The organism is Bacteroides caecigallinarum, from assembly GCF_016901995.1.
Classification (GTDB): domain Bacteria; phylum Bacteroidota; class Bacteroidia; order Bacteroidales; family Bacteroidaceae; genus Phocaeicola; species Phocaeicola cellulolyticus.
In genome coordinates, this window is sequence record NZ_JACJLE010000061.1 from 1 (window position 1) to 17490 (window position 17490).

The 17490-nt window shown below is 37.6% G+C and carries 7 protein-coding genes; 6 read left to right on the forward strand and 1 reads right to left on the reverse strand.

The window, feature by feature from the left end; translation table 11 throughout:
- The first annotated feature begins 394 nt into the window (after positions 1-394).
- The 6 genes from H6A61_RS13405 to H6A61_RS13430 all read left to right on the forward strand — a co-directional run bounded on the left by H6A61_RS13405 (position 395) and on the right by H6A61_RS13430 (position 14936).
- Positions 395-3562 (forward strand): SusC/RagA family TonB-linked outer membrane protein, encoded by a 3168-nt coding sequence (locus tag H6A61_RS13405; protein ID WP_239469223.1) that lies wholly within the window; start codon positions 395-397, stop codon positions 3560-3562.
- A gap of 23 nt (positions 3563-3585) precedes the next feature.
- The gene (locus tag H6A61_RS13410; protein WP_204394335.1) at positions 3586-5271 is read left to right on the forward strand and encodes a RagB/SusD family nutrient uptake outer membrane protein; all 1686 of its coding nucleotides are present in this window, start codon (positions 3586-3588) and stop codon (positions 5269-5271) included.
- Between the two features lie 18 nt (positions 5272-5289).
- Entirely contained in the window at positions 5290-5868 is a 579-nt protein-coding gene (locus H6A61_RS13415) for a hypothetical protein (RefSeq protein WP_204394337.1), read from the forward strand.
- A gap of 81 nt (positions 5869-5949) precedes the next feature.
- Positions 5950-7974 (forward strand): heparin-sulfate lyase HepC, encoded by a 2025-nt coding sequence (gene hepC, locus H6A61_RS13420; RefSeq protein WP_430746813.1) that lies wholly within the window; start codon positions 5950-5952, stop codon positions 7972-7974.
- Between the two features lie 2 nt (positions 7975-7976).
- Positions 7977-10457 carry a DUF4962 domain-containing protein gene (locus H6A61_RS13425; RefSeq protein WP_430746814.1) on the forward strand — a complete coding sequence of 827 codons (2481 nt, stop codon included), beginning with the start codon at positions 7977-7979 and terminating at the stop codon, positions 10455-10457.
- 486 nt (positions 10458-10943) lie between these two features.
- Positions 10944-14936, forward strand: a complete 3993-nt coding sequence (locus H6A61_RS13430; protein ID WP_204394341.1) for a hybrid sensor histidine kinase/response regulator transcription factor — start codon at positions 10944-10946, stop codon at positions 14934-14936.
- Between the two features lie 86 nt (positions 14937-15022).
- On the opposite strand, the gene hepB is transcribed toward H6A61_RS13430, so the two are convergent.
- Positions 15023-17338, reverse strand: a complete 2316-nt coding sequence (gene hepB, locus H6A61_RS13435) for a heparin/heparin-sulfate lyase HepB (RefSeq protein ID WP_204394343.1) — start codon at positions 17336-17338, stop codon at positions 15023-15025.
- Positions 17339-17490 lie beyond the last annotated feature (152 nt).

Genomic DNA, 17490 nt, shown 5'->3' on the forward strand with positions numbered 1-17490 from the left:
TCATTGAAAAGGCATTTATTAGTCAACTTGTATCTTATATTTTTAATATTAATCATGGTAAAAATGTCTTGTTGTACGAATTCTACATTGTATTGGAAAAAATCAACATATTAATACTCATAATTGAAAAGTAAACAAACGTAGTTATAACAATGCTTCTGTTATTCTATATATTTTTGTAAACAGGAAATTAAAAAAATGGAGGTATGTGAATTAAGTAGGATATTATGGTAGTTTTATTGCCTGATAATATAAAGGATTGTTTTCCCTGGTTTCAAGGGAAGATTAGTGCACTTGCAATCCTATTTATTAATATGTTAACTAAAAATCCGAATGGTAAATTGAATATGCACTAATTTGATTTATCATCGGGTAAATTACTGTTTTTATAACTATGAATGAACAACAAAAAAAATGCATGAAACGGATGATGTTTCCGCTCTTGATTAGTGCTTGTTGTGTGTCGGGATATGCCGACAATCCTGCACTTGTTTTGTCTGCAGAAACTTATTCTACAAATGAAATTTTGCAAAGTAAGAAAATTACTGGTATTGTTAAAGACAATTTTGGTCCTATCACTGGTGCAAATGTTACAGTAAAAGGGACTACTGTAGGTACTATTACAGATATGGATGGAAAATTTAGTCTTGAAGTCCCTGATAATGGTTTTTTAGTAGTATCTTTCATTGGATATGGAACGCAGGAGGTCGCGTTAGAAGGCAAAAATGAATTTATTATTACATTGTCGGAAGATAATGAGGTATTGGACGAGGTTGTTGTAGTAGGTTATGGCGTACAAAAGAAAGTTAATCTTTCTGGTTCTGTTTCTTCCATTGACGGAGAAAATATAGCATCTAAGCCCGCTACGGATGCTCTTTCTGCTTTACAAGGTGAGATGCCGGGTGTTACTATTACACGTGCAAGTGGTCAACCCGGTTCTGAAGGTGCATCTATTCAAGTCCGAGGCTTTTCTTCTGTAAATGATGCAAAGGCACTGGTATTGATTGATGGAGTGGAGGGAAATATGGCTTTGTTGAATGCTGATGATATAGAGTCTATATCAGTACTGAAAGATGCCGCTTCTTGTGCTATTTATGGCGCCAGAGCTGCTGCAGGTGTAGTTCTTATTACTACAAAAAATGGAGCTGCAGGTAAACCAAAGGTTACTTATAATGGATATGCGTCATTTAATATTCCTGGTAACATGCCGGAACGTTTGCCAGCGTGGGAAGAACAGGATTTTATTAATCAATCACGTATTCCTGTTAGTGGTCCAGAATGGAATGCGGAAAAAAGTTCGTGGATAGGTAATCCAAACTTTAATTACCGTCCTTTGGCTAATGGACGTTGGGATTTGTTTGATAGTGTGGATTGGTTGGGTGAAGGTACTAAAAATTTCACAATGCAACATAACCATTCTGTATCTGTAAGTGGCGGTACTGACAATATTAATTATATGTTGTCTGCAGGATATTATTATAAGAATGGTTTATTGGCATACGGTCCAGATGATTATAAACGTTATAATCTTTTGGCTAAGATGGATGCCAAACTAAATAAGTACGTAGATTTAGGTATTAATGTACAATACAATGGAGATGATCAAAGGGAAAATTCATACGGTCCTGAAAATATTTTTACTTTATTGTATGAAAACCGTGGACGTCAGCCTATCTATCAACCGGAAGCAGAAAACTATCCAAGCCCTTGGAATGGTGACTTGCAAGATAATGCTATAGATATAATGAAAAACGCCGGTGTTCAAACAACAAAATATGAATCATTTATGGGTAAAGCTCAATTAACCATAAAAGATCTTATAAAGGATCTGCGTATTAACCTTAGTGCTTCACGACGTGCCGGTTATTATTCACAAGAACGAAATTCACGTACGCTTTATTACTATAGTTATGTTGGTGATATACGTAGAACTACAAATCCGGCAAATTCTTTATATAAAGCAAAGAACCAAGAGTATCATGATGTGCTTGAAGCAACCGTTAATTATACTTTTGATTTGAATGATCGTAAGCATAATTTTAGTATTCTGGCTGGTACTTCTTATGAAAATTATAGGGTTGATCAAATATCAGGTACGGCTTTGAATATGTTGTCTAATGATTTCTTCTCATTCAATTATTATGATACATCAGTATCAACCAATAGTATATTGCAAGATAATATTGAGACATGGGCAATGATGTCTTATTTTGGACGACTTAATTATAATTACAAAGAAAAATATTTATTTGAAGCTAATGTACGTTATGATGGAAGCTCACGTTTGGCTCCTTCAAGACGATGGAAGGCATTCCCTTCTGTTTCTGCTGCATGGCGTGTAAATGAAGAACAATGGTTCAATGCTGACTGGGTTAGTAACTTAAAGTTAAGAGCTTCCTGGGGACAACTTGGTAATGGTGCTGTATTGGGATTATATGACTATATACCTTTGATTGTCTATTCAAATGATGATGATCCGGCTACGTATATGGGAGAAAAATGGTTTTATCAACAAAGTATGGCTTCTGTAGATAAGACTTGGGAAACAATAGAAACAACTAATATTGGTCTTGATTTTGGACTTTTTAATAATCGACTTACAGGTAGTTTTGAATATTATTGGAAATTCAATAATGATATGTTAGCTGCTTTACAGTTACCTAGCCAAATTGGTATATCTGTACCGAATTTGAATGTAGGAAAATTGAAAACATGGGGATGGGACTTAAATATTAGTTGGAGAGACCAAATTAAAGATTTTAATTACCAAGTTGGTTTTAATATTTCTGATAGTAAGAATAGATTATTGAAATATGATGGTGCAAGTGTAGTTAGTGAAGGAGTTGTTAAATTATTGGAAGGTTATCCTATTAATACAATCTGGGGATATAAGACAGATGGTTTTTGGTCAAGTCGTGAGGAATATCTACAATATAAGGCTGATCATCCAGGATATGAGTCTTTTAATGATGGTATTATCAATGGTGGAGATGTTAAATATGTTGCACAGGGAGAGGCTGATCATACTATTGGAGTAGGTGGAGGTAAACCTGATGATTCATGTGATTTGGTTCAGTTGGGTAACACAACTCCACGTTATATATATGGTATTAATTTGTCTGCTCAATGGAAAGGTTTTGATTTCTCACTCATGTTCCAAGGGGTAGGTAAACGTGATCTTCTTTTGAATTCTCGTATGTTCCCATTGGCAAATGATGGAGAGATGCCTTGGACTATACATAGGGATTATTGGACAACTGAAAATCAGGATGCTTATTGGCCTCGTTTGTATCAGTATAAAGGAGATGATTTTAATTCTAAACCAGCAGACCGTTGGATTCAGGATGCTTCTTACTTAAGATTGAAAAATGTAACTTTAGGATATACAATACCTGTATCAAAGAAATATATACAAAAATTAAGAGTATATGTCACCGGTCAAGATTTGTTTGAAATATCGGATATGCTCGAAGTTCTGGATCCAGAAGTAGAGAATGAGGCCCCGAGAGGTTCATATCCTTTCTTCCGTAGCTGGACTTTAGGACTAAATGTTACATTCTAACTAATTCCTCTAAAAAAAATAAAATGAAAAAGATATTTTTATTACTTACCACTGCTATTTTTTGTTTCAGTAATTGTTCTTTGGATAGAGAGACTGAGACAACATTGAGTGACATAAATTTTTGGCGTTCTGAAACAGACCTTCGTGGTGCTTGTAATCGCCTTTATATTGATTTACCAGGCTTTCTAACAGGAAGAGGACATGACTTACGTTCGGATGAAATGATAGGAACAACTCCGGATGAAATTTCTTCAGGTAGTCGTAATATTCCTGAAAAGTCAACGGACTGGAGTGATCCTTATAATAAAATAGGAGTATGTAACAATATTATTATAAAAGGAGAACAGACACCTATAGATGAAGATATTCGAAATCGTTGGTTGGCAGAAGCTCGTTTTTTCCGTGCTTATTATTATTTTGATTTGGTGAAGAAATATGGAGATGTCCCTTTGATTTTGAAAATATTTGAAAGTACAACAGATCCTGATATCTTTAAAGGAAGAGACTCTCGTGAGACTGTAATACAGCAATGTTATACAGACTTGAACTTTGCAGCTAAATGGTTACCGGATATTGACGACTTGTCTAGCGATAGTGACTGGGGGCGTGTCTCACGTTCTGCTGCATTAGGAATGCTTGTCCGTGTTGGCCTTTATGAAGGTACATATATCAAATATCATAATCTGACTGAAGGTAATAGTAAAGATCATTTGAAGATTGCTATTGATGCTGCAGAAATAATGTTTAACGAGAATAAGCATGATCTTTATCCAAACTTCCAGAATTTGTTTTATTTCGATGGTGAAGGTCGTCAGAATAAGGAGAATGTGTTTGTGAAAGTGTATGGTCCGAATGGGGCAAGTAATGCAATTACTTATCATAATCAAAGTGCTACTAAAGCACAACAAGTATCTATTACAAGACAATTCATTGATTATTTTCTATATAGTGATGGATTGCCTAAAGATAAGCATCCTGGTGGAGATCAACCAGATGTTAATTACGATGATATTTTTACAGACCGTGACCCACGCTTAGGTATGACAGTTTTCAGACTTAATGAAGTAGCTTTTAAAGGAGCGCAATTCAGACCTTTTGATAGTGTTAACAATGGTGCAAGTTTTGGATATCCTATAAAAAAAGGATATATGAAAGAAGAGTACGACACAAATTCAAGGGAGACTGTAGATAAGATGATAATCAGGTATGCTGAGATTTTATTGTCGTATGCAGAGGCTCTTTTTGAATATAATGGCGCAATTACTGATGATCAGCTTGAAGCAACTGTTAATTATGTCAGAAGTCGTTCAGGTTTTAATACCAAACTAACCAATTCATTTGTGCAAACGTACGGATTGGATATGCTTGAGGAAATCAGAAGAGAACGCATGGTTGAATTTATTGATGAAGGATTACATTATGATGATATCATAAGATGGAAAACGGCAGAAGATGTATTACCAAAAGCTATGTTAGGCCTATTCTTTAATCCAAGTGAGAGTGCTAGTACAGCAGAAGAATTAAGTGGACATCTAACAGATGAAAACGGAACACTTAATGGAGAGAAAGTATATAATCAAGTAAATATTTATGTAAAAGAAAGTGCTTCAAGTCGTAGGTTTGATCCGAATAAAGATTATCTCTACCCGATTCCTACATACGAAATTTCTACGACAAATGGCAATATAAAACAAAACCCTAATTGGTAAATATAAAAACAGAAAATTATGAAAAGATTAATGCGTATTAACTTTATAATCTATTCTCTTATTCTTTGCTTTTTGAGTGTAAGTTGTAGCAAAGATCACCCGGAATGGGAAAACGGGCAACCTGGAATGGAGCATGTTTATTACTATTGTTTTGAAAAATGGGGTAGTATTCCAGGAGGAAATGATGTGACTTATAATATAGAACAAGGTAAAACTCTTGCTGTACCTACTCAGTTCTATAGTAATTTTACTCGTTCATATAGTCCTGAGGTATTTTATTATACTACACCTATGCCTGGCACTGGTGATGAATTGGTTTGTGGACAAGATTATGTGGTTGTTGATGAAAGCGGTAAAACATTGTCACCAGATGAAACTGGCGCATATAAAATGGTATGGCCCAATGCGAAGAAAGGTGTACAGAATATATACGTTAAGGCATTGAATGGTAAAACTGGTTCAATAAGAGTTTATACTTTTGATCCTACAAAGAGTATGGATGTAACTGATGTTACCACAACTACAATCATAAAGACTGATGAATACGAAGTACGTGCTATGTCCGAAAATTACTATGTTACCGTGGTAATTGATTAAAGTAGGAATTTTTAATATAAATAATTGAAGGGGATGTACGCTTTTTGATAATTATGCGCATCCCCTTTTTGTTTAAAGAACATGAAAATGAAACAAATTATAATAATTTCTATTTTGACACTTTCCTTTATTTTTAGTGAAAGCGTTTATGCTGACCCACAATTAAACAAGGAAGTGTTTCACTTGATAGACTTGGACCATCCAGGTCTTGTACATGTTAAAAATGCGTGTATGTCTGGGGATACTGTAAAAGCAGCCAAGGCATTACTAGATTATTACCGTAACCGCACAAATGTGAAACAACCGGAAATAAACCTTGATGATGTAACTGTATCTGATAAGGAACGTCAAATTGCAGACGAAGCACTTGCACATATTTTATATGCCCATGAAGGTTATCAGCCTTCGTTCTATTACGGAAAGGATATCGATTGGACATACTGGCCCATAAAAGATAACGAATTGCGCTGGCAACTTCATCGCCAAAAATGGTTTATACCTATGGGAAAGGTTTATTATACCACTCACGATGAAAAATATGCCAAAGAATGGGTTTTTCAGTATATGGATTGGATTAAAAAGAATCCTTTGGTTTCTGTAACTAAAGATGAGTTTGAACTTGCCAGTACTGGAGAAATTAGAGCTGGAGTGGAAAATGCTCGTTTTGCATGGCGTCCTCTCGAGGTAGGAACACGTTTGGAAGACCAGATACAACAGTTTATGCTTTTTAAAAATTCTATATATTTTACACCAGAGTTTTTGACCGAGTTTTTAGTAAATTATCGTAAACGTGCAAACCATATATTGCATAATTATTCAGATGCGGGGAATCATCTTCTTTTTGAAGCACAACAGATTCTTTATGCAGCTATATTTTTCCCGGAATACAAAGATGCAGATACATGGAGAAAAAGTGGTGTAGATATATTGGTACGTGAGGCAAAAAAACAGGTTTATGATGATGGTGGGCAATTTGAACTTGATCCGCTTTACCACATGGCATCTATAGAAATATTTTGTAAGGCTCTGATGATGGCGGATATGAATGGTTTAAGGAATGAATTTCCTAAGGAGTTCTTGGATACAATAGAAAGAATGATTGTATTTTATTACAATATTTGTTATCCTGACTATACTAACCCATGTTTCAGTGATGCCAAGAGAAGGGGAAAAGAACCCAAAATCAAAAATTATAGGATATGGACTAAACTGTTCCCCAATAATGAACAAATCCGTTATTTTGCCACAGAGGGGAAAGAGGGTAAACTTCCAGAGAATTTGTCGAAAGGTTTTGAAACCAGTGGGTTCTTTACTTTCCGTAACGGATGGGGTAGTAATGCTACTGTTATGGTGTTAAAAGCTGGTCCAAAAGGAGAATGGCATAATCAACCGGATAACGGTACATTTGAATTATGGTTTAATGGTACTAATCTCTTTCCGGATTCTGGATTTTATGTTTATGCCGGTGATGATAATATAATGAAATTGCGTAACTGGTTCCGACAGACAATGGTACACAAAACATTGACGCTTGACAATAAAAATATTGAGACACAGTCATCTGTGACACGTTTGTGGAAACCTGAAGATAAGACTCCAGTTTTGGTTACTGAGAATCAGAGTTATAAGGATTTGAAACATCGCCGTTCTGTTTTCTTTGTCAATCAGAAATACTTTGTCATAGTTGATGAGGCCGTTGGTGATGCCACAGGTAAGATAGGACTTCATTACCAGGTGAATGCCGGAAAAGTTAATATTGATAAACAGAAGTTCATTCTTGCTTCAGATTATGACGGAAACAGTAACATGAAAATGCAATGTTTTGTCCCTGAAGGTACAGTGCTGGAGGAAGAAGAAGGATGGCAAGCCACTCTTTATTTAGTACGAGAAAAACGCCCGGCAGTATCATTCAGTAAGAAAAAGCAGGATGGTTCGCCTGTCAGATACATAACGGTGATTTATCCTGTAAATGACATTAAGGATGCTCCGGAAATGAATGCGCGTTTTATTTCTCCGCAATTCAACGACAAGGAACTTAAAATTGAAGTATCCCTGGACGGCAAAACAGAAAAGCTGGAATATAACTTAAATAAACAAATTAAATAAATATGGGAAAGAGCTGTTTGATTACTTTGTTGCTGTACATGATAATGATTCCTGTATATGCCAATAACCCGTTGCGTAAAGAACCTTATCCGCAAAAAGAAAACATTATATACTTTAATCCGGCACCGTTGTTGGTGCCGTTTGATATGAAGCAATCGGACTTGTTGCAGTTCAACCTTTCACAAGACAGGAATTTCAGAGGAAAAGATGATATTATGTCAAAACCTGTTCCGTGGTGTATGTTTAATCCCCATAAGGTGCTTGACACAGGTGTATGGTACTGGCGTTTCCGTTCCGTAAGCAAGACGGGCGAGGAAATGCCTTGGAGCAAGACGTACAGTTTCACGGTGGAAGAATCGACTCCAAGGTTCGCCACGCCTGCCTTTGAAGTGCTTCTGGAAAATATCCCTAAGGATTATCCACGCATTTACTGTTTCCTGGGCGGTAATTTAGAAGAGGCAAGGAAACATGTGCGCTCTAATCCTGAGTTTTGGGTTATGATAGACGATGCGCGTGATGCGCTCGCCATGGATTTCACAACCGACACACTGCCTTACAGGCATGTGTTTGCCATGTCAGAGAATTTCGACAAGCTATATACCGCTTATCTGATGTTGCAGTATGATGTTTACGCAAAGAAAATGATATCCAATGTGCGTTGCCTTTTGACGCGGGTACCTGACAAGGAATTCATTGAAAATGATTTCAAGGCTGGAGAACTGGTGTATCTTCTGTCAGCCGCTTACGAGAATTTTTACGACCGTTTTACCGATGGGGAGCGTTTGCGGATAGAGTCTATTGTGATGGATGTATTGAAGCATTATTATGACAATCGTTTGGTGGGGCGTGAAGAAAACATGTTTTTCGATGAGCATATTTGGCAGTTTGAGGTGCGCCGTTTCCTGCAAGCCTCATTGGTGTTTTACGACAAATATCCGGATGCAAAAGAATATCTGGAATACTATTACGAACTTTGGAATACACGTGGTCCAGCCACGGGGTTCAACCGTGACGGCTCATGGCACAATGGGGCAAACTATTTCAGCGCAAACGCTGTAAGCCTGTGTTATCTGCCTGCATTGTTCAGTTATCTCACCGATACGGATTTTCTTCAACATCCGTGGTATAAGAATGCTGGTAAAGGATTGGTCTATACCTGGCTGCCTGGCTCCTTGAGCGACGGGTTCGGCGATGGGCATGAGAAGATGAACAATAAGCCGTTGCGTATCCGCAGTGCATTTGCAGATTTCCTTGCAAGGACAGCAAAAGACCCTTATGCGGCATGGTATTCATCTGCAAACAACCTCTATGAAGATGAGTTCGAGACACGACTTTATAGGCTTGCAAGCGGAAAAGAACGTCCTGCTAATATCGAACTTCCGGCAGACGCCCCCAAAGCCGTATGGTTCATGGATTGTGGGGAAATGGTAGCGAACAGCGACTTGGAAAATCTGGAAAAGAATGTAAGCCTGAGTTTCCGCTCGAGTCCTTTCGGCTCGGGCAACCACACACATTCAAATCAAAACGCTTTCAACCTGCACTATGGAGGCCATGCGGTTTACCGTTCCGTAGGGCATTATATGAATTTCTGTGACCCACATAACCTTTTGTCTTACCGAAACACCAGGGCGCATAACACGATGCTTATAAACGGTATAGGCCAGCCTTTCACGCCTGAAGCACATGGATATATCGTACGTATGTTTAATGGCGACAATATATCATACGCTTTGGGAGATGCTTCGGACGCATATTGTGGAATAAGCAATATCCGCCTATGGAAGAATAGTTTTGATAAGTATAACCTTAATCAGGGACCGGAGAATGGCTTCGGAGAGACAACTCTTAAAAAATACAGAAGGCACATCTTCCTGCTGCATCCAAACAAAGTGGTTGTTTATGACGAACTTGAGGCGGACGGGCCTGTGCGTTGGGATTGGTTGTTGCACAGCCCGGTCAAGTTTGATATAAATGCCAATGAGTGCATATTGAAAACTGTAAACGAAGGGTACGGCTTCAGTTCTGTAGCCCAACTCTTCAGTAGCCAGATGGCTTCCATTTCCCAAACTGACAAATATGCTGCAGAGCCGAATATGGAGAATGCAGAACGCGGCGAGGACTTTACTGCGCCTTGGACTCTTACTGCGAGTTTTGGACCGGGTAAAAGTAATCGTATCCTTACTGTAATACAGATTGAAGCGGATGGCAAGAAGTCTGAAAAGATAGAGAGGGACGGTGATATTTTCAGATGTGGGGAATGGCTTATCGAAGCCGAGTTGGATTCTAAACGCCCGGGAAGACTCTATATACGTAACGGTAAGAACAATGCGACATTCAGTTATGGCAACAAGGAGCCGGAAATAAACGGTAAGCCATACAAGTGTGAATGGAAAGACGCTTCCGTTTTGTTCGACTGCGTAAACGGCGAATGGAAGACACAGGAAATGTCCGACCAAAGGATACAGACCATGGGGAAATGGTAATCCATGCCGACTCTGTATTCTTATCGTTATATTGGGAATGGCTTGCTGATGAAAACTTCGGCGGCCGCCTGTAAAAAAACAGTTTTTCCATGAAGAAATCTGTAAACCACAGTGTGGTTTATATAATTCACAGTGTAGTTTGTATAATTCACAGTGTAGTTTATATAAATTCAAGTGTGATTTATAGAAAATATGGACGGAAAACGGACTTTTCACGGCGGTCTGCCATGTTTTCAACGAAGATAGAATTGACCATTATATGGAGATTTGCATTTTAAGTTTTTGTTTACCATGGACTCATGTATTCTAAACAGTATGTTATACACGTCCTATGAAATTCTTACTGTGGCTTTGCGTGGAATTTCAGTTTTAGCTATTTTTGACTCCGTTGAAGATAGCTTGGTCTCGGAATAGCTCAAATAAATTTGGCTCTCCGCTCGACTTTGGCTATCTTTGTAATATCAAACGTAAATCCAGGTTAATATTATGATAAAACAATATATCTTTATTTTTATATTTTTATGCGTTTCAGTAGGAAGCAAATGCGAGCCTTTAAATCTGAAAAGATTATCTGTCAGCGAAAATCTTTCACAGAACACAGTATGGAGCATAATACAAGATGTAAACAATAAAATCTGGATAGGGACAAGCGACGGTTTGAATAGGTACGACGGCTATTCGGTCGAGACATATTACCATGATATATACGATGGGGCATCCATCATGGACAGCCATGTATGCAGCTTGTATTCCGACAGTGAGGGGACCGTGTGGGTTGGTACGCTGTTGGGATTGTCCCAATATGATTATTCCACCAATACGTTCCGCAATTTTAACTTGCCAGGCAAGGCGTTGCAGGTGCTTGCCATTGCCGAAATGGTGGGGAAAAGTGACACTTTGTTGCTTGGAACTACTGTCGGGCTTATGTTTTTTTCTAAAGGAACAGGAAATATTACCCATTCCAATGATATTTTGACAGATATTGTCGTCAATTCCATTTGTGCTTATGGCGATGGCGTTCTTATAGGGACCTCACATGGACTTTATTATTATTCCGTCACCGGCAACAAGTGTACGTTGGTGGTTCCACATTTGTCTGATACGGCTATAGCGTCTGTTATGGCTGATAAGGAGAAAGAATGCTTTTGGGTGGGAACACAGGATAAAGGCATATTTCGTGTAAGCGATGCATTTGTGATAACCGGACAATACAATATTGATAAGTTTTATCCTTATAAGCACGTTAATTCCATTCGTACTTTGAGATTATACAAAGATGATAAGATATTAGTCGGGACTACGGAAGGGTTGTTTGTTTTAAATCCGGACTCTGGAGAATTCCATAATCAACTTCCGGATGTTTCTGTACGTGCTTTGGCTGTTGATAACCAGGGTGGGTTATGGATAGGCACGCATTATCATGGTGTCAGGTATTATCATCCGTTCACGTATAATTTCAATGTTCTTGGTTTCTCACCAGGCAGTTTGTTAAATGACAGGATTGTAAGTTGTATAGTGGAGAGTGTGGATAAGAAAGGATTGTGGATTGGTACGAATGGTGGTGGAGTAAACTATTACGACAAGAGAAGTGAAACATTCAGATATTATCAGGCTGGGAATAGCCCGAATACTCTTAAATCAAACAATATAAAGTCCGTTTTGCTTGATAAAGGCAAAGGTGTATATGTAGGTACCCATGCTGGAGGATTAAGCTATATCGATGCCGTTTCAGGTCTTGTATCCAATTATACCATACCTGGTACTGTGGGTGAGGATAATAGTTGCTATGCGCTGCTTGATAATGGCGATAATATATATGTGGGAGCTATGACAGGGTTGTTTGAGCTTGACAAACGGACAAGGAAAATCAAGGAGTCACCATTGGCCAACAGTAATTGTAGCTTGAAAGGAAGTTTGGTCCAGGCTCTGTTTAAAGATTCCGGTGGCAGGATATGGATAGGTACGGAAAATGGCCAGTTCGTGTATGACAGTAATAGAATAATCCCTCTTGGTGGTATCCCAAACATGAAATATTCCCTCCAGATAATTGCCAACTGTTTTTATGAGGACAATGATAAAAATGTATGGGTGGGATCATCTAATGGCCTATATAAATATGATAGTAACCTGATTTTACAAGGACATTATACGATAAAAGATGGATTACCTAATAATTTTATATATGGAATATTGGGGGATAACCTGAAACATTTATGGTTGAGTACAAATAAAGGACTTGCTCATTTTGATGTCTCGAGTAAACGTTCCTACAATTATACTGAAATGGATGGGTTGAGTCATAATGAGTTCAATATGTATGGCTATTGCAAAGGAAGTGATGGTACGTTTTATTTTGGAACTCTTGATGGCATAACATATTTTCGTCCTTCGGATTTTATTGAAAATCCATATTCTCCTGATCCTGAAATTATAGATTTGTCATTAAAAAACCGTTCCGTGATTTACGGTGAAGATTCTTCTGTCAATATCCAGAAGAATGAAACAGGAAAACTTCTGGAAATAAGTTTCCCTTATGATCAGAAAGAATTAAAGATATCCTATACAGTTTCAAATTATCTTAGTAATAGACGTAATATTTTTGCCTATCGGTTAAAGGGATATGAACGAGAATGGAATTATTCTGATAAAAGAGAAGTTACATATTTCAATCTTCAACCAGGGACATACGTCTTTCAGTTAAAATCGTGTAATAATAATGGTAAATGGAACGAATCACCTGTGAACCTTAAAATAGATGTTATTCCTATGTGGTACCAAACATGGTATGTTAAATTGTTGTTTATCCTGCTATGTCTTTCGTTGGTTATTTGGATTATGTATTTCTTCATAATGAAACAAAAAATGAAGATGCAATTAAAAATCGAATTGATGGAACACAAGAAAATTCAGGAGATAGCTACCGAAAAAATACGTTTTTATATGAATATGTCACATGAACTTCGTACTCCTTTGACATTGATATTGGGTCCATTGGAGAATATGATTCAACAGGCTATGTTATTGGATAAAAATATGCTTTGTGACTTAAAATATGTATATAATAATGCTTTACGACTTCTAAATATTATAAATCAGTTGCTTGATTTTCGAAAGGCAGAGTCTGGTGCACTGCCTTTGAATATAGAGATGAGTAATGTTGTTGATTTATGTAAGCAGACATTTATGCTGTTTAATAAACAGGCGGAGAAAAATAGAATGGATTATTTGTTTGATTCGTCAATATCTTCTTTGGAAATACCTGTAGATAAGAAATATATAGAGACGATATTATTGAATCTTTTATCAAATTCATTTAAATTCACGCCTGATGGAGGGCAAATAAGTCTTACTCTGTGGGAGAAAGAGGATGTATGGGGATTTGATGTATATGACAATGGTAAAGGTATATCCTCTTCTAAGATAGATAAAATATTTGAAAGATTTTATCAGGCCAATGAATATGACAAGGGAACAGGAATAGGACTTTCTTTGGTTAAATGTTTGGTAGAGAAACATAACGGGACAATATCGGTGAAAAGTAAGGAGAATGAGTTTACAGTTTTCAGTGTCTCATTACCTAAAACTTTAGAAGTATGTTCCGGTGATGAAAAAAGTAATTCTGAAGGGAATAATACTTTATTGTATCCTACAGAAATATATCAGGAGTATTTGTTGGAAGATACAATTGATGATGGTATTAATAAACATTCCTGTAACAAGACCAGTGATATAAATATATTGTTGGTTGAGGATAATAAGGAAATGATGGATTACCTTGAAAGATTATTATGTGAACAATATAATATTTATAAAGCTTCTGATGGTAAGCAGGCTTTGGATGTAGTTAAAGAAAATAAAATTGATATTATATTGTCGGATGTAATGATGCCTAATGTTGATGGTATTCAGCTATGTAAGCAGATAAAAAGAAATATTCAAACATCTCATATACCTGTTGTTTTGTTATCTGCCAAGAGTTCTGTCAAGAGCCAAGAGGAAGGGATAAATGTCGGTGCTGATGATTATATAGGAAAACCGTTTAGTGTATCTTTATTGAAAGGTAAGATTAATAATATTCTGATAACGAGAGAACATTTCAGACAATACTATGCCAATAATATAAATCTTGATGTGGCTAAAATGACATCGAATACGATGGATAACGAATTCTTGTCTAAAGCTATTTCAATAATAGAGACAAACATATCTGATGAATCGTTCTCTGCTGAGAAACTGGCAGAAGAACTTTGTATCAGTCGTTCGGCATTATATCTTAAGATGAATGCCATAGCAGGTGAAGCACCTGCAAATTTCATAAGAAGAATAAGATTTAATAAAGCTTGTCAGTTGATATTGGAGAATAAATATACGATTGCTGAAATAAGTGTCAAACTTGGATTTAGTTCTCCATCCTATTTTAGTAATAGTTTTAAACGATATGTAGGTGTATTGCCTAGTGAATACGGTCGAAAGAAGTAATTTATAAAACGAGCCGCATCCGTTTTCCCAACGAATGCGGCTCTCGGTTTATTGCCCGTATTATTCAGGCGTAATACTTATGTAATTTACCTTGAAAACTCGTAATGTCCTTTTCTTCCTTCAAACGACAGTATTCCGTCGTCAGAACGTACCCATTTATATGGGATAAATACTTCACCGTCTTTCTTTACCTGCCATGTTCCGGGTTTCATGTCAGTCATGACAATTTTGAAAGTTCCTTCTCCGTTGATGTCAATGCTGAATTTTCCGGAAAGCGTGTTGCTGTCTTTGCTGAAAGTCACAATTCTGTCGGAGATTATTACTCCTACAGTCTTGTCGCTTTTCAGAAGTGTAGCCTTGTGCATGTTTTTGCATTCGTTGTCAGCTACCTGTATCACATTAAGGAAGTAATCTTCATTAGCAGGAGATTTTGGAGATAACTCAACCCTCCATGCACCTTTTTCGTTTGTCGGATCCGGAGTACGTGGCTCGTTAGGGTAGTTTACACCATTAACCCAGAATTCCTTACCCGGGCCTCCGATGGTATTAATATCTAAGTTACCTTTTTCCGGTAGCAACACAGTGTCGTAAAGCATTCCTGAATCTCCGTCCTTTGTACGTTTAACGGTAAATATTCCGTCTTTTACAGTCGGTTTTTCAATGCTGTGCAGCAGCCACTGTTTCTTATATTCAGGATTTGATGAAACAATCTTGTCGAAGACTATCAATGCGGCAGGAATATTCTCTGATTTCAGATTCAGGAATACGAACGAGCGCTTTACTTCTTTTACCTTGTCGGAATATGCCTTGGTTATGTCACCTTTCAGATAAGAATAGTCCGGTGCCATGTAGTCCGCGTCGGTTCCGTGTGCAAGGACTTTTCCTGTTGTGTATTCGTCGCTCAGTAAATCTTTGAACGAACGGCAGGTATTCCATCCGTCACCAGGCATTCTCTGTCCTCCATCGTTACCGGCAAAAGGAGTCTTGTCTTCACCGCCATAGCTATGGCATTCAAATTTCTCTTCAGGATTGAATATCAGCAGTGAGTTGTGGGCTACCGTGCGTTTGAAGAAATTCTTGTTGTGCGGGCTGTTATATCCGCCTGAACTTCCTTGATATGTTCCTGCATCCAGTGCCAATGGACCTTTATAATATATCTGGAATGAGCCTCCGTCAAGATGCTGATGGTTTCCTACATAGTGCTCGTTTATTTTCATTTCTGCTATTACGCTGTTCTCATCCCATCCTGTTCTGGCAATCATCCATCCGAACGGTGTTCCGGAGTATTTTGTAAGAGGTAGTGTTTCAGGACCTTTAGGCTCAACGTTAAGGTCTTTCCACAGGATGTCGAATATCAGACAGTGATTGTCAATTTTCTTTGTACGTTCATATTCGTATGCCAGATAGCCGTCTTTGTAGTAGCTGTAAGCCAATAGAGCAGGAAGGGCATAATTGGCAACGCCTTTTCTGTTAGGATTGGTATCACCGGCAGGAAGAACCTGTCCGTCAGGCCGTCTTCTGTAGATAAAATCGTATAAAACGAACTGTTGTGCCGAGTCATAAATTGCTCCTGCGCCCATGCGTGACATTATCCAAAGAGATATAAGGTCGTTGCTGAAACGTACATTTGCATAACTGCTGCCTTGATGGTAGTTATGTCCCGAATAGATGAAGTTGCGGGCTGGAATATAGTCCTTGTACATCATTGTTACTACATAATTGTACATGTCAGGATATTCGTCATATACTGCAATACCAGCCGAGAGCATATCTCTCAGTACCATCCATTCCGAAGAATGTCCTGCTATAGGTTCTGTATTCTTTGGAGGATAGCCGCATTCCATTGTCTTGGCTATTCTGACAAATTCGTTTATGTATGCTTTCTTTTCAGAATCTTTCATCTGGTCGTAGCACCAGTCGTAAACCATTGCACCACACATCAGCATTGATCCGCTGGCTCTTGACAGGTCACCTTTCGTTCCATAATTAGTATTGCGTAAAGTGTCGAGCATGGCTGTTATGGCTTTTCTGGCAACTGATTTCTCTCCGTTTACCAGATACTCCAATGCATCAAGCTGTACTCGGCTTGTTACTCCTCGCATTTCAGCATAATATCTGAATCCGTTTTTTGCCGGAGCTTTAGCTTCTTCTTCAGGAGTCCTGTTTTTACTCAGTTTCTCCATCTTTTTTATGGTCTTTACAATTTCCGGATGTTTTATTCTTTCTTTAAGTTCCGGAATGTCTGAAGAGCGTAAATACAATCTAGGATGGACAGAAGGTGGTACCGGAATTTCCACACCGTTTACGTTCCTCCATTCTACAGTGCTTCTGGTTTGTGCTGATAAGTTGAAACCTAGTATGATATGAATACCTATCAGCATGATAATACTTCTTTTTTTCATGGCTATAATAATTATGAAATAATAATATTTTCCTATTCGCAAAATTAACTTATAAACAGTTATTAATTCATACTGAAATAATCAAATGAGTTTTATTTGTCTCTATCGTATTTTAAAATTGTTGAATATGCTTTTAATATTGTCCATTATAC

Excerpts from the sequence above, each read along its gene's own strand:
- H6A61_RS13405 (WP_239469223.1), top strand. The coding sequence starts at position 395 with ATGAATGAACAACAAAAAAAATGCATGAAACGGATGATGTTTCCGCTC.
- H6A61_RS13410 (WP_204394335.1), top strand. The coding sequence starts at position 3,586 with ATGAAAAAGATATTTTTATTACTTACCACTGCTATTTTTTGTTTCAGT.
- H6A61_RS13415 (WP_204394337.1), top strand. The coding sequence starts at position 5,290 with ATGAAAAGATTAATGCGTATTAACTTTATAATCTATTCTCTTATTCTT.
- hepC (WP_430746813.1), top strand. The coding sequence starts at position 5,950 with ATGAAAATGAAACAAATTATAATAATTTCTATTTTGACACTTTCCTTT.
- H6A61_RS13425 (WP_430746814.1), top strand. The coding sequence starts at position 7,977 with ATGGGAAAGAGCTGTTTGATTACTTTGTTGCTGTACATGATAATGATT.
- H6A61_RS13430 (WP_204394341.1), top strand. The coding sequence starts at position 10,944 with ATGATAAAACAATATATCTTTATTTTTATATTTTTATGCGTTTCAGTA.
- hepB (WP_204394343.1), bottom strand. The coding sequence starts at position 17,338 with ATGAAAAAAAGAAGTATTATCATGCTGATAGGTATTCATATCATACTA.